Below are 13424 nucleotides of genomic sequence, written 5' to 3'. Positions count from 1 at the left end.
GACAGATTCCTTATGCATGAAAGCCCATGAAGCGCTCAGCGATGGCCTCGGGGGTGGTGTTAGACGGGTCGACCTCGTCCACCAACTGGCCGTTCTCGATGATCAGGATGCGGTCGGACAAAGCACTGAGAAACTCGATGTCCTGTTCCACCAGGATCACCGCCAGGTTTTGCTCCACACGCAGGCGCTGCAGGGTTTCGATGATTTCGTCGCAGATCGATGGCTGGATGCCCTCGGTAGGCTCGTCCAGCAAAATGATTTTTGGCTCGCCACACAGGCAGCGGGCCAGGGCCAGCAGTTGCTGCTCACCGCCAGACAACGCGCCGCCGGGTTGGTCGAGCAGACGTTGCAGACGCGGGAAATACGCGAGGATGCGTTCGATAGTCGCGTGTGCAGCGGCGAAGTCCTTTACACAGCCCATGCGCAGGTTTTCCCGTACGCTCAGGTACGGGAAAATCTGCCGGCCCTGGGGCACATAGCCGATACCGGCGCGTGCGCGCTGGTGAGCGGCGGCCTTGCTCAGGTCTTTACCTGCAAAATGCAGGCTGCCAGCCATGGCCGGCAACTCGCCCATCAGCGCTCGCAAAAGGGTGGTCTTGCCCATGCCGTTACGGCCTAGAACCCCTACGCAGGCGTTCGCAGGACTGCTCAGACAAATGTCGCGCAACACGGGAATGCGGCCGTAACCTGCGGATAAACCGATGACTTCAAGCATGTTTGATCTCCTGCTTGCCCAGGTACGCTTCGCGCACGGCCGGGTTCTGTGTCACTTCAGCAAAGCTGCCTTGAGCCAGGATCGCCCCCTGGTTGAAGACGGTGACGGTGCCGGCAATCAAGCGAATGAACTCCATATCGTGCTCGACCACCACCACAGTGCTGTGGGCATTGATTTCCTTGATCAGCGCGGCGGTCTTGCGAACCTCATGGTGGGTCATGCCTGCGGCTGGCTCGTCCAGCAGCACCAGAGCCGGACGAGAGGCCAGGATCATCCCAAGCTCTACCCATTGGCGCTGGCCGTGGGCGAGGTCGCCGACAAGGCGCGAGCGCAGATCAGTCAGCCCTATGCGTTGCAGGGTCTGCTCGGCGGTGTCGCGGGCTTCGCCGGGAGCTTGCAGGCGGCTGGCGGCCAGACGCAGGTTTTCCAGCACATCCAGGCCATCGAACACGCTGGGCGTCTGGGTCTTGATGCCAATACCGAGTCGGGCGACCTGATGAGGTGCCATCCCGGAAATGCGCTGACCCTTGAAGTGGCACACGCCGCGGGTGGGCTTGATTTGACCGCTGAGCATCTTGAAAAACGTACTTTTGCCGGCCCCGTTGGGCCCGATCAGGCAGCGAAGCTCCCCGCTCTCAAGGGTAAAATCCACCTCTTTAACCGCATGGACACCGCCGAAACTGACACCCAGGCCTCGGGTTTCCAACAGCCTCATAGTGCGCGCTCCTGTGTCGGTGTCGGCCGGGGGAGTCGTTTGCAGACGCGGATCACCAATGTGCTCAACGCCGGCAGCAGGCCACGCGGCAACAGCATCACGAAGGCCAGCAGGATCAGGCCCAACACAAAGCCGCTGTCCACATGTTGCTGCTCACCCAGTCTAGCCATCAGCGCCTGGATGCCGATGCACGCCAGGATCGGCCCGAACAAAGTGCCGCGCCCGCCGACGATGACCCAGATGATGATCTGCGCCGATTGCGCCAGCCCAAACACTCCGGGGCTGACAAACGCACCCCAATTGGCGAACAGGCAACCCGCCAGCCCAGCGATGCCGCCACCCAGGCTGAACACGATCAGCTTGTGCAGGCGCGTGTCATAACCCAGCAAGCCGGCGCGCTGTTCGTTCTCGCGAATCGCCACCACCACTTTGCCGAAGCGGCTGGCGAGCAGCCCACGCAGGCCCAGGTAGCAGAGAATCAACGCGGCGCCGATTACCTGAAACAGGGTTTCCGGTTCCAGCAAACGATCAGGATTGAACGGGACATTCAGTGTGGGAATCGCCGGGATGCCATTGAAGCCGCCGAGCAATGCGCTGCCGATGTGGTACTCGGAGCCGGAGGTGGAGTTCATCACATTGAACAGAATCAAAGTGACCGCGAGGGTAATCACCCCCAGGTAAACGTCACTGATGCCGCCGTAGAACATGAAGTAACCCATGGCGGCGGCGACCAGCGCGGGCACCGCAATTGCCAGCAGGACTGGCCAGGTACTGTCGCCGATGTTGAGCACACCGATGGCATAGGCGTAAGCACCCAGGCCGAAAAACGCCGCCTGGCCAAAGCACAGGATGCCGCCAAAACCCCAGATAAAAGCCAGGCTCAGCGCGAGCAGCGCCATCACCAGGTAGATGGTCAGCGACAACAGGGTAAACAAGTCCAGCCACTGAGGCAGGATCGCCACTAACACCGCGGCTAATGCGCAGCCGAGCAGGGGTAAAAGCGTGCGGATATCAACAGGCATCAGAATGCCCTCCGAAAGAAGCGACCGGTAATGCCCTGGGGCAGTATCCGGATCAGTACAATGGCCGCCAGCAGCAACGCCACTTCACCGAACACCGGAGTGCTGAAGAACGTCACCACTTGGCTGATCACGCCAAAGCCGCCTGCCGCACTCAGGGTGCCGGTGATCACCGCACTGCCGCCGCCGATCACCGTGATGAAAGCCTTGGCGATGTAGCTGGCACCGAGGGTGGGAATCACCCCGGTGAGCGGCGCCAGCACGGCACCGCCCAAGCCGGCAAGTGCAGCGCCCAAGCCAAAGGTCAGGCTGTAGATGCGCCCGGGGTTGGCTCCAAGGGCAGCGGCCATCTTGGCGTTTTGCATGGTGGCGCGGGCACACAGACCGAAGTGGGTAAAGCGCAGCAGCGCCCACATGCCGAGCAACACGGCGACGGCCACGGCGATCACAAACAGGCCGTAGCCGCTGGTTTGGTAAGCGCCGATGCTTATGCCCGGCAAAGGCGAGCTGATGCCCACCGTGGTATTGCCGAACAACATGGTGGCAGCGCCGGTCAGCGCCAGGCTCAAGCCCCAAGTGGCGAGCATCGTGTCGATCATGCGGCCATACAGATGACGCACCAGCAAGCGTTCCACCAGCATGCCGAACAGCCCCACGCTCAGGGGCGCAAGTACCAGGATCGAAATCCAGATCGGTACGTGCAAGTTATGAGTGGCAAGCACCGCGACATAACCGCCGAGCATCATGAACTCACCGTGGGCCAGGTTGATGATCTTCATCATCCCGAACACCACCGCCAAGCCGATGCTCAACAGCACCAGCGTGGCGATGGCACCCACGATCTGCAGGGAAAAAATGGCAGCCCAATCCATGTCCGCCTCCTTACAGCGCGATGCTGTATTGTTTTGCGTCGCGTGGATTTTTCACCAGGTCGCACACGGCGGCGGTGTCAGAAGGCGCTTGCTGGGCGAAGCTCTCGATCACTTCAAGGCGGCGATCGCGCACTTCGGCGATGTGCACGTCGAGCACGCAATGGTGGGTGCCCGGATCAATGCTGACCTTGCCGCTTGGCAGGTCCAGGCTAATGCCTTTTTCCAGCGCCTCGGTCACGGGCATGCGCTCAACTGTCCCGGCCTGGCGCACGCCTTCAGCCCACAGCATCATGCCTTGATAGGCCCCCATCGCCAGTTCGGTGATGTACGGATAGTCAGCGCCGAAGCGCTTGTGGAAACGTTCGACGAATACCTGGTTCTGCGGCGTCGCCAGTTCCTGAACGTAGTTCTGGCAAATGAGGATGCCGTTGCACTCTTCCGGCGACAGGACGACGTGCTCGTTGCCGCCGGCGAAGGTGGTCGAAGCGATTGGCAGCTTGCCGGTCATGCCCGCTGCTTTCCACTGGCGGTAGAACGACATATGCGCGCCGCCCACCAGCGCCGACCACACGAAGTCCGGCTTGGCTTCCTGAATCTTCGAGATGGTCGCGCCGAAGTTGGTCACGTCCAGCGGAAAGAACTCTATGCCCACGCTTTGCCCGCCGGCCTGCTCCACGTACTTTTTGACCCATGCGGTGACAATCTGCCCGTAGTTGTAGTCCGCTGCGACGATGTAGACCTTCTTGCCCCACTTTTTCGTGACATGGGAGACCAGCTTCTCGACGGTCTGGCCGGGGGTAACACCGGTGCCGAAGAAGTTGCGGTCGCACACGCCGCCTTCGTACTGGTTGTTGTAAAAATACAGGGTCTTGTAGCGGTCCAGCACCGGCCGCACCACCTCCCGCGAGGCCGAGGTGATACCCGCATGCACAACCGCCGCTCGATCCTTGAGCGCCGCTTGCTGGGCGTACTGCGCGTAGAGCTGCATGTTGGACTGGGTGTCATACTTGATCAGGTTCAGCGGGCGGCCGAGTAAACCGCCGGCACTGTTGAGCTCCTCGACCGCAAAGGTCAGAGCGTCGACGATGGGTTTGCCATAGATGTCCAGGCCACCGGAGTTGTCATAGAGCGAGGCAATATTGATCGCATCCTCGGCGGCAAACGCCGAGAAACTCTTGAGGCTCAAGGTGGACAATGCAGCAGCAGAAATAGCGGACGAACGCAGGAAAGTGCGACGATTCATAGCCATTCGGGAGACTCCTGGAATCCAGACCCGCACACCGATTGCAGCCCGGCACAGGCAACCCGTTGAGGGGCCGGCAAGGGATGCAATAGAGGAAAAAGATCTGGCAGAAATACAGGCGGTGGAAGGAGGGCCTGATTTCACATACCGACGACGCTGTCGGCTGGATGTGTGAGTCGCTTCACTTGGAGACGGCAGCCGCTTCGTTGAGGCTGAGTCGCCCACCACATCTGATGGGGGAAGCGAACACCGCGATAGGCGGCTTTACTCCAACAGCAAATTTCAGACCAAAACCTTATCTATCTGATTCATAAGAATTTTTAAAAACCACCAAAAAGCTTGTGCGCTCCAGAAGATGCCACCTGAGTAGAATCTACGCACTGAACGCTCAGCTTTGGGGCGTAGATCATTCCGGCTGGTCTCCAAACTGCAACGCTTGCAGGCAGAAGTTGAACCCTGTTTCGGAACCACTGATTTACAACTACAAGCCACGTCAATCGAGAGCGGGACAAAGGCGTAAAACACGACAATGAAGAACGGCACAACGCCGATAAGCATCGATCACTACGTTGATCTTTCGCACTGTCTACCTTCCATTCCGGGTTACCCGTCAGGGCTTGAGCTGTCAGTCAATGCAAGTACCGCGATGTCCAGGCGCTTCAAGAGTGCTTGCACCTGTGCAGGCAGCGTGGAATCGACACAGGCGAATACCTGCAATCCTTTGTTGGTCGCGGTGGCCGCGTAACCGCGCACGGCGTCCTCGAAGACGTCGAGCGGGCTGAAGGTAATGGTTTCCAGGGCCATTTGCCCGGACTCGATTTTCGAGACATCAGGCACATCGCTGATCAGTTGAAGGAGCACCGACGACGAACGCCCGATGGTCTGCAGGTAATCGCGTTGAGGGGCGTCCAGGTCGTTCAGCCCCAGTGTTGTCAGCAGTGTTTGACGGCTGACGAAGAAACGCTGGGCGTCAGAAATGGCGGCGTTCATGTAACCGCGGCGCCGGGAGATTTCATCGCTCAACGTCGAATTCAGGTAGCTGAAGGCAAATGCGTACACACGCATGACCAATGCGATGGCGAACAAGTGCAGTAACTTGCGCGCAGCCTTTGGCGTTGAGAAGGAAGGATCGAGCGGATGAATGAATTGGCGTAGTTTCATGCGCGTAACTTGGGGCTCGTCACGCAGATGGGGAATCAGACAATTCTTAAACCCCACCAAGGTGTCTGCGCAACCCCGTTCAAGGAGCGTTATTACCGCACGGCGGGGTCAATCAGTGCGGGGCAAGCCAACGCCAGCGCCACCTTGACCATCAGCTATCAGTAATCACGACGCTTGTCGGGTTTGCTGCCATCCGCCGTTGCCCCGTGACAACGGCGCTCGGGTCCAATAGATTAGCGCCCCCGAAACGCCTAACGGCTTTCGCGCCTCAACCTCAGCTAATGAAGTAGTGAATGTCCAATGCCTGATTCCAATACCGATGCCGCCGTGACGTCCTTGTCTTCCAAGCAGGAATACGAGAACGCCATCCATCTTTCACAGCACGTGCCGCAGGCGAAAATCGTCAGTGAAATGGTGCTCGACGCCTTCCAGACCGCCAAGGAAAGCGACCAGATTCGTGAGCTTCGGGTTGCCATTCGTCAGGCGCATGACCAATTCGACGACGACAAAGCCTACGACCTGATGGGCGAACTCAAGCAACTCAAGGACGCTGAAGCGTCGGACATGGCCGCCCTTGAAGACTTGAGCAGCAGGTTCCCGATCAGCCGGATTTTGTCCTGCTACAAAGACGACCCGTCGTTTCAGGAGTTGGTCTACAACCTGGCACTGCGCGTGTTGAACCAGACGCACCAGGCCGTGAGCAACCCCAACCCGGGCAAAGGCAAAGTCGCTCGCGCCAAGAAAGACATCGAAGTGTTCGTCATCAGCAAGGACGGCACCAGTGTGACCCTGCCGCTGCGCAACCCGCGCTCCAAGCCATACGTAGACCGCGAAACGTACGAGTTTCTGGGCTTCACCTTCGTGGGCGAAGGCGACGAAGCTGAACTGCAAAGCGAAGTGTTCGTGGACAAAGACGGTAATGAGCAGCCAGCGACTCGCAAGAACATCGTCACAGCGATTCAGCAGCAGACCGCGTTTGACGGCTATAGCGTCGTTCAGCAGTAACCAGCTGTACGCCTCTGCCACGCAACAGGCAATTTCACCGCCGTTCTATGCATGGCTGGCGATAACGACCTCATGATCTACCCTCAGGCACTGGGCACGGCGGCGACTAAAGCGCTTCGTGGCTGGTTGTCGTGGTGGTTGTCTCTTCGGCAGAAATCGCCCTAGGCCCGTCTTGATTAAGAGGTGTTCAGCAATGCAGATTCTTGGTGAAACGATCATTGGTCAGCGCTCCGTTCGGGGCGACGCCGGCGAGGTGTTCGCGCTGGCAGCGGCGACGGGGGAAAAACTGCAGCCTGCGTTTGGCGCCAGCAGCCTGGCCGACGTCAACACGGCTTGCGAGCTGGCCGAAGACGCTTTTGATGCTTACCGTCAATTACCCGATGAACGCCGTGCGCTGTTTCTCGAAGCCATCGCCCAAGGGTTGCTGGACTTGGGCGACACGCTGATCGAACGGGTTCATCAAGAGAGCGGCCTGCCCAAACCGCGCCTGGAAGGCGAGCGCATGCGCACCGTCAACCAGTTGAAACTGTTCGCCAGCCTCGTGCGTGACGGCCGCTGGCACGGTGCGGTGATCGACAACGCTTTGCCGGACCGCACGCCCTTGCCCCGTGCCGATTTACGTTTGCGCCGCATTGGCATTGGTCCGGTCGCGGTGTTCGGTGCCAGTAACTTTCCCTTGGCCTTTTCTGTCGCAGGTGGCGATACCGCGTCAGCCCTCGCGGCTGGCTGCCCGGTCATCGTCAAAGCGCATCCGGCGCACTTGGGCACCAGCGAACTGGTAGGCCGGGTGATTCAGAAAGCCGCCTACGACACCAATATGCCGGCTGGCGTGTTCTCGATGGTGATCGACAAAGACATCTCCGTTGGCCAGGCGCTTGTCAGTCATCCATTGATTTCTGCGGTGGGCTTTACCGGCTCGCGCCGAGGCGGTCTGGCGCTGGTGGCTGCCGCACAAGCGCGGCCGGTGCCGATTCCTGTGTACGCCGAAATGAGCAGCATCAACCCGGTGTTCTTGCTGCCCGCCGCGTTATCCGCTCGCGCCGACAGCATTGCCAAAGGCTTTGTGGAGTCATTGGTCATGGGCGCCGGGCAGTTCTGCACTAACCCAGGCATCCTGTTGGCACTTGAAAGCGATCATCTGGAAGCTTTCGTAGCCGCCGCCGCACACGCGCTGTCTGACAAATTGCCAACCACCATGCTCACGCCCAACATTCACGGCGCTTACTGCAACGGTCTTAATAGCCTGCACAGCGCGTCGGGGGTTGAACTGGTGGCCGAGGGCAAAGAGGCTGAAAGCGCCTATCAAGCGCGTCCGGCCTTTTTCCGAACCGATTCGGCGACCTTCCTCGCCAACCCCGGGCTGGAAGAAGAAAACTTCGGCCCAAGCGCGTTGCTGATCGTCTGCAAGGACGCGGATGATCTGCGCAACGTCGCGACGAAATTTGCCGGGCAATTAACGGTAACGCTGCATGTTGACGAAGGCGACCACACCATCGCTCAAGCGCTGATGCCAACACTGGAGCGCAAAGCCGGCCGCATTCTGTTCAATGATTTCCCGACAGGCGTCGAGGTCAGTTACGCCATGGTCCATGGCGGCCCCTTTCCGGCCACGTCCGACAGCCGCAGCACGTCGGTCGGTGCAACGGCGATAGACCGCTTTTTGCGCCCGGTTTGCTACCAGAGCGTGCCGGATTCGCTGTTGCCACCGGCGCTGCAGCAGGGCAATCCGCTGGACACATGGCGTCTGGTTGACGGTCATTTGACCAAGGGTTGATGGGTGGGTTGTCGGGTGTTGTGAGCCAGGCAGCACCTGGCCCTCCGCCAACTGGCAGGCTCCGGTTGGAATACAGCGCTGAAAACCACAGCGTGGTGCGCCCCGCTCATTACTCAGGGCGCGGTAACACCTTTCCTTCAACGCTATCGCCGATCACCAGAAAGTGACCACCGGCCACGTGATGCACGGTGCGTAGCGCGTCATGCCCTTGAAAGTGCCAGTGGCCATCGGAGAACACCCTCTCGTCTGCATACGCCGCCACCACCTCGCCGATGAACAAATCGTACTGGCCCTGATTATGCGACTCGGGTAGCAAACGGCACTCAAGCCACGCCGCACAGCTTTCGAGCAGCGGCGCATCAATGACCTCGCCTTGAAAGGTTTCGAGTGAGTAGGCACTGAATTTGTCGACGTCCTTTTCTTTCGAAATCTCCAGACCAGAGGTTGAGCCTACGGTTTCGACAATGTCGACCTGACTGACTGTCGGGACGTTGATGACGAAAGTGCCGGAAGCTTCCACCAACTGCCGCGTCCACACTGACTTGTCCAACACCACAGTGACTTTCGGCGGATCGAAATCAAGCGGCATTGCCCATGCAGCGGCCATGATATTGCGCTTGCCATCGTGGGCAGCGCTCACCAATACGGTAGGACCGTGATTAAGCAAACGGTACGACTTGGCCAGCGGGACGGGACGACGATGAGATGCGGACATAAAGGAACCTGAAAAGAAAAAGCCTGAAAGGAAAAGCCTGATCCGGAAATTACAGTGTTTACGCTGCAGGGAGAATGCGAGAAGTGAACAGGTCTCTAACCTGTCCCCTCCCTGAACCTGCAGAAAATAGCCCTTCCCTCCCGCCCGAATAAAGTGATGTAATACTATAACAAAATATTTCAGGCTTTCCGTTTGTGAAATCTTCTACGCGCTTACCCCCAAACATTTCGGCTTCCGCCCTCGCTCAGTCCGCAGGCAAACGCGTGCTGATTTCCTTAGCCGTGCTCGCGCTGCTGTGGATCGGGATTATGTGGGCGGTGGCCATCCCATGAGCGCAGCCATCAACCTTCATGACCTGACAATCACCTACGAGCGGCGCCCGGCCGTCCATCACGTCACTGGACGTTTTGCTGCGGGGAGCCTGACGGCGATTGTCGGCCCCAACGGCGCGGGCAAATCGACCTTGATAAAGGCCATTGCGGGCACGTTGAAGCCAGCCCAAGGCCGTGTTGATCGCGGCAATCTGGCGACACGTCACATCGGTTATCTGCCGCAAGCCGCCGAGATTGACCGCAGCTTCCCGCTCAGCGTCGCCGACACCGTGCTGATGGGCGCGTGGCATGCGCTCGGCCCGTTTCGCGGCGTGGGCCGCAAGCAAGTCGAGCAGGCGCAACACGCATTGCTCGCCGTCGGCCTGGAGGGTTTCGGGCAACGCAGCATCAGCTCGTTATCGGCCGGGCAATTTCAGCGCGTGCTGTTTGCACGCCTGTTGCTGCAGGACGCATCGGTGATTCTGCTGGATGAACCCTTCACCGCCATCGACGCCCGCACTACACGGGATTTGCTCAAATTGATCAGCCAGTGGCACGACCAGGGCCGCACCGTCATTGCCGTGCTGCACGACATAGAACAAGTACGCCAGCACTTTCCGGACACGTTGCTGCTCGCACGGGAAACCATTGCCTGGGGCCGCACGACGGACATTCTCCACAGCGACAACCTGCGTCGGGCAAAGAACATGGCCGAGCACTGGAACGCCGACGCGCAGCCATGCGCCATCAACGACGAGGACAACCTGTGACCGTTTATCAGGCGCTGATTCAGCCCTTCGTCGAGTTCGGGTTCATGCGCCGCGCTCTGGTCGCCTGCCTGGCACTGGGCGTGGGTTCCGGTCCAGTAGGCGTGTTGCTGATGCTGCGGCGCATGAGCCTGGTGGGCGATGCGATGAGCCATGCGGTATTGCCCGGCGCCGCAGTGGGCTTTTTGTTTGCCGGGTTATCGCTGCCAGCGATGGGGTTCGGCGGGCTGATCGCAGGCCTAGCTGTGGCGTTGCTGTCAGGCTTGGTCAGCCGCTTTACCACGTTGCGCGAGGACGCCAGCTTCGCCAGTTTTTACCTGACATCGTTAGCCGCGGGCGTTTTGATCGTGTCGCTGCACGGCTCCAACGTGGACCTGCTGCATGTGTTGTTCGGCACGATTCTGGCCATCGATAACCAGGCGATTTTCATGGTTGGCGGCATCGCTTCCTTCACGTTGATCCTGTTGGCGCTGATATACCGGCCGCTGATTCTTGAGTGTTTCGATCCCGGTTTCCTGCGTGCTGTGGGCGGTCGCGGCTCCCTGTATCACGTGCTGTTTTTGCTGTTGGTAGTGCTCAATCTGGTAGCAGGCTTTCAGGCACTCGGCACGCTGATGGCCGTGGGTATGATGATGCTGCCGGCAACGGTCGCACGCTTCTGGTCGAATTCTCTGACAGGCATGATCGTTATATCCACGGTAATTGCCACGCTATCGGGCTTCATCGGGCTGATCGTGTCTTATCACGCCAGCGTCGCTTCCGGCCCGGCGATCGTCCTGACCGCCAGCGCCTTTTATTTGTTTTCACTGTTTTTTGGACGCAGCGGTTTTCTTCGACGCCTGCTTCCAAGGGTTCACTTGTCCGGCTGATTGTTCTCTTACACAAAGGAAACCACATGAAACGTTTGACGCTTCTGACCGCCGCTCTGGCGTTATCGGGTCTGGTGCTGTCGAGTCTGGCCAACAGCGCCGAGACGAAACCTCTGGAAGCCGTTGCTTCGTTCACAGTCATTGCCGACATGGTCCGCAACGTTGGTGGCGACCACGTTCACGTCACTTCGCTGATCGGCCCCAATGGCGATCCGCATGTTTACGAGCCCACGCCCAACGATGCACAGGCACTGAAAAAAGCCGACGTGGTATTTGTCAGCGGCCTGCACCTGGAAGGCTGGCTGGACCGATTGATCACAGCCTCTGGCTACAAGGGCGAGCCCGTGGTGCTGTCCAACGGCATCATGACCCGAAGCATGGAAGAGGACGGCAAGAAGATCACCGACCCGCACGCCTGGAACAGCGCTATCAATGGCGTGGTGTATGTAAGAAATATCATCGCCGCACTACAGAAAGCAGACCCGGCCAATGCCGCCGATTACAAAACCCAGGGCGACCTTTACATCAAACAGCTGCAAGACATGGACGCATACGCCCGTACGCAGATTCAGTCCATACCGAAATCGCAACGCAAGGTGCTGACCTCCCATGATGCCTTCGGCTATTTCGGTGATGCCTACGGCGTTACGTTCCTGTCCCCACTGGGCTTTTCCACGGAGACAGAAGCGTCAGCGGCTGATGTCGGCAAGCTGATCAACCAGATCAAACAAGAGCATGTCAGCGCGTATTTCTTTGAGAACTCGGGCGATCCACGGCTGGTGCAGCAAATCGCCAAAGCCAGCGGCGCGCATCCTGGCGGCGAGCTGTATGTGGAATCGCTCTCGCCTGCAGACGGGCCAGCAGCGTCCTACGTGCAGATGTTCAGGTACAACGTCGACAAGCTGACGGCAGCGATGAAGGGCCAGTAAACGCAGGTATTCAACGGCGCGCCGGCGATGAGTGTTCGAGCGAATGACGACATTCCTCGAACCGCCTTCGAAGCTGGCGCGGCTTTTGGCTCGTTTAATGTTGCGCCTGGATCTCTGTATGCTTGCCAAACAGCTCGCCGGGATAACCAGGACCCTTCGATGAATTCACTTTCATTTGCGCCGTTTCAAAGCCTTGCCAATCTGCTGATACCTCACACCGTGGCCGAAAGGCTCGACGGCTCTCACGATGAATCCCATCTGCATCGGGTCTGGATGAATGTCTGCGCGATCCGTGACAAGGAAGGCGGCGATCACGAGGTGCTGCTGGCCGCGACGTTGCTGCACGACTGCGTGTCGGTGGAAAAGAACTCGAAATTCAGGTCCAGCGCTTCCCGCCTGGCCGCCGCGAAAGCGTCCGAACTGCTGTCGGAAATGGGCTGGAGCGAGGAGCGAATCGCAGCCGTTGCCCACGCCATCGAAGCGCACAGCTACTCGGCCGCCATCACGCCTACAACCCTTGAAGCAAAGATTCTGCAGGATGCCGACCGCCTCGACGCACTGGGCCTGATCGGCGTTGCGCGGCTGTTTTATGTCGCAGGCCGTATGGGCAGCCGCCTGTATGACGCCGCTGACCCGCTCGCAGCAAACCGTCCTCTGGACGATAAGCAGTTCGCGCTGGACCACTTCAAGAACAAGATCTTCGGCCTGTCACAGGGATTCCAAACCCAGGCCGGGGCCGAGCTGGCTCAAGCTCGACACGCCCGGGCCGTGCGTTTTGTCAGTGAGTTAATGGAGGAAGTGGGCGCAGGTCAGTGACGCTGCTTAAACAGTCCGAGCGCAGTGCCGAGACGTCCTGTAACCAGTTTTCACGTCGTCATGCTGTTTGGTTTCCTAAGCTTCGACAACGCGTTCAAGGCTTGAGCGTGATCCCAATCAGTCATGGAGATTGTGCAATGAGCACTCGAGACACAAGCGTTGCCGAAGGCGTGATGGTGGTGGCCGCGGACGTGCCGCCGGGTTATCTGGTCGATGCCATGCTTGCCGAGGTGTTGCGCGCAGAAGCCGTGCTGCTGCTGATATCGGGGCAATTCAGTGGGGCGGACGAAGGCGATTGGTCTGATCAGGTGATGTCATCGGCTGTCTGGGCAGCACAAGGACACCTCGGGATGCTGAAAACCCTGATCAATCACGGCTACAAAACGTCCAGAAGTGCCTGCAGGGCAACGACCACAGCAGCCGTTGAAAAAAAAGAGTCTCCATAAAACTGCAACATTCCTCGCCGATGTCATAAAGACATCACGGAACGTCTCTATAACCAATGTCTCCGGT

At 59.1% G+C, this 13424-nt stretch carries 13 protein-coding genes and 1 pseudogene; 7 read left to right on the top strand and 7 right to left on the bottom strand.

The genetic code is table 11. From position 1 onward, the window contains the following. Positions 1 to 10: 10 nt before the first annotated feature. The 6 genes and pseudogenes from OYW20_RS04665 to OYW20_RS04640 form a co-directional block, all read right to left on the bottom strand. Positions 11 to 715 carry an ABC transporter ATP-binding protein gene (locus OYW20_RS04665; protein ID WP_268799562.1) on the bottom strand — a complete coding sequence of 235 codons (705 nt, stop codon included), beginning with the start codon at positions 713 to 715 and terminating at the stop codon, positions 11 to 13. Beyond that, entirely contained in the window at positions 708 to 1430 is a 723-nt protein-coding gene (locus OYW20_RS04660; RefSeq protein ID WP_268799561.1) for an ATP-binding cassette domain-containing protein, read from the bottom strand. The genes OYW20_RS04665 and OYW20_RS04660 overlap by 8 nt, the downstream gene beginning before the upstream one ends. Continuing rightward, complete coding sequence (locus OYW20_RS04655) at positions 1427 to 2452, bottom strand: ABC transporter permease subunit (RefSeq protein WP_268799560.1); 1026 nt, start codon at positions 2450 to 2452, stop codon at positions 1427 to 1429. Before OYW20_RS04655 ends, OYW20_RS04660 begins: the two co-directional genes overlap by 4 nt. Further along, positions 2452 to 3321, bottom strand: a complete 870-nt coding sequence (locus OYW20_RS04650; protein ID WP_268799559.1) for an ABC transporter permease subunit — start codon at positions 3319 to 3321, stop codon at positions 2452 to 2454. The genes OYW20_RS04655 and OYW20_RS04650 overlap by 1 nt, the downstream gene beginning before the upstream one ends. A gap of 10 nt (positions 3322 to 3331) precedes the next feature. After that, the gene (locus OYW20_RS04645; RefSeq protein ID WP_268799558.1) at positions 3332 to 4570 is read right to left on the bottom strand and encodes an urea ABC transporter substrate-binding protein; all 1239 of its coding nucleotides are present in this window, start codon (positions 4568 to 4570) and stop codon (positions 3332 to 3334) included. A 666-nt stretch (positions 4571 to 5236) separates the two neighbouring features. Next, positions 5237 to 5725, bottom strand: a pseudogene (locus OYW20_RS04640) (hypothetical protein); the annotation flags it as partial. A gap of 300 nt (positions 5726 to 6025) precedes the next feature. On the opposite strand from OYW20_RS04640, the gene OYW20_RS04635 reads away from it, so the two are divergent. Beyond that, a complete protein-coding gene (locus OYW20_RS04635) occupies positions 6026 to 6730 on the top strand; it encodes a hypothetical protein (RefSeq protein ID WP_268799557.1) in 705 nt (234 codons plus the stop codon). Between the two features lie 193 nt (positions 6731 to 6923). Then, complete coding sequence (locus OYW20_RS04630) at positions 6924 to 8504, top strand: aldehyde dehydrogenase (NADP(+)) (protein WP_268799556.1); 1581 nt, start codon at positions 6924 to 6926, stop codon at positions 8502 to 8504. A 109-nt stretch (positions 8505 to 8613) separates the two neighbouring features. Here OYW20_RS04630 and OYW20_RS04625 read toward each other — a convergent pair whose 3' ends face one another. Then, positions 8614 to 9219, bottom strand: a complete 606-nt coding sequence (locus OYW20_RS04625; RefSeq protein WP_268799555.1) for a flavin reductase family protein — start codon at positions 9217 to 9219, stop codon at positions 8614 to 8616. 328 nt (positions 9220 to 9547) lie between these two features. Between OYW20_RS04625 and OYW20_RS04620 the strand changes: the two genes are divergently transcribed. The 5 genes from OYW20_RS04620 (at position 9548) to OYW20_RS04600 (ending at position 13357) form a co-directional block, all read left to right on the top strand. Further along, the gene (locus tag OYW20_RS04620; RefSeq protein ID WP_268799554.1) at positions 9548 to 10300 is read left to right on the top strand and encodes a metal ABC transporter ATP-binding protein; all 753 of its coding nucleotides are present in this window, start codon (positions 9548 to 9550) and stop codon (positions 10298 to 10300) included. A gap of 44 nt (positions 10301 to 10344) precedes the next feature. Further along, positions 10345 to 11166 (top strand): metal ABC transporter permease, encoded by an 822-nt coding sequence (locus tag OYW20_RS04615; RefSeq protein WP_408005499.1) that lies wholly within the window; start codon positions 10345 to 10347, stop codon positions 11164 to 11166. Between the two features lie 26 nt (positions 11167 to 11192). Beyond that, a complete protein-coding gene (locus OYW20_RS04610; RefSeq protein ID WP_268799552.1) occupies positions 11193 to 12095 on the top strand; it encodes a metal ABC transporter substrate-binding protein in 903 nt (300 codons plus the stop codon). Positions 12096 to 12254: 159 nt separating this feature from the next. Then, positions 12255 to 12911: an HD domain-containing protein gene (locus OYW20_RS04605; protein ID WP_268799551.1), complete on the top strand. Its 657-nt coding sequence runs from the start codon at positions 12255 to 12257 to the stop codon at positions 12909 to 12911. A gap of 137 nt (positions 12912 to 13048) precedes the next feature. Then, the gene (locus OYW20_RS04600; protein WP_268799550.1) at positions 13049 to 13357 is read left to right on the top strand and encodes a hypothetical protein; all 309 of its coding nucleotides are present in this window, start codon (positions 13049 to 13051) and stop codon (positions 13355 to 13357) included. Positions 13358 to 13424 lie beyond the last annotated feature (67 nt).

It is taken from the genome of Pseudomonas sp. BSw22131, assembly GCF_026810445.1.
Taxonomy (GTDB): Bacteria; Pseudomonadota; Gammaproteobacteria; order Pseudomonadales; family Pseudomonadaceae; genus Aquipseudomonas; species Aquipseudomonas huanghezhanensis.
This window is presented reverse-complemented; position numbering and strand designations above follow the sequence as displayed.

What these genes read in the sequence shown, in the direction of transcription:
- OYW20_RS04665 (WP_268799562.1), bottom strand. Translation starts at nt 715, where the DNA reads ATGCTTGAAGTCATCGGTTTATCCGCAGGTTACGGCCGCATTCCCGTG.
- OYW20_RS04660 (WP_268799561.1), bottom strand. Translation starts at nt 1,430, where the DNA reads ATGAGGCTGTTGGAAACCCGAGGCCTGGGTGTCAGTTTCGGCGGTGTC.
- OYW20_RS04655 (WP_268799560.1), bottom strand. Translation starts at nt 2,452, where the DNA reads ATGCCTGTTGATATCCGCACGCTTTTACCCCTGCTCGGCTGCGCATTA.
- OYW20_RS04650 (WP_268799559.1), bottom strand. Translation starts at nt 3,321, where the DNA reads ATGGATTGGGCTGCCATTTTTTCCCTGCAGATCGTGGGTGCCATCGCC.
- OYW20_RS04645 (WP_268799558.1), bottom strand. Translation starts at nt 4,570, where the DNA reads ATGGCTATGAATCGTCGCACTTTCCTGCGTTCGTCCGCTATTTCTGCT.
- OYW20_RS04635 (WP_268799557.1), top strand. Translation starts at nt 6,026, where the DNA reads ATGCCTGATTCCAATACCGATGCCGCCGTGACGTCCTTGTCTTCCAAG.
- OYW20_RS04630 (WP_268799556.1), top strand. Translation starts at nt 6,924, where the DNA reads ATGCAGATTCTTGGTGAAACGATCATTGGTCAGCGCTCCGTTCGGGGC.
- OYW20_RS04625 (WP_268799555.1), bottom strand. Translation starts at nt 9,219, where the DNA reads ATGTCCGCATCTCATCGTCGTCCCGTCCCGCTGGCCAAGTCGTACCGT.
- OYW20_RS04620 (WP_268799554.1), top strand. Translation starts at nt 9,548, where the DNA reads ATGAGCGCAGCCATCAACCTTCATGACCTGACAATCACCTACGAGCGG.
- OYW20_RS04615 (WP_408005499.1), top strand. Translation starts at nt 10,345, where the DNA reads ATGCGCCGCGCTCTGGTCGCCTGCCTGGCACTGGGCGTGGGTTCCGGT.
- OYW20_RS04610 (WP_268799552.1), top strand. Translation starts at nt 11,193, where the DNA reads ATGAAACGTTTGACGCTTCTGACCGCCGCTCTGGCGTTATCGGGTCTG.
- OYW20_RS04605 (WP_268799551.1), top strand. Translation starts at nt 12,255, where the DNA reads ATGAATTCACTTTCATTTGCGCCGTTTCAAAGCCTTGCCAATCTGCTG.
- OYW20_RS04600 (WP_268799550.1), top strand. Translation starts at nt 13,049, where the DNA reads ATGAGCACTCGAGACACAAGCGTTGCCGAAGGCGTGATGGTGGTGGCC.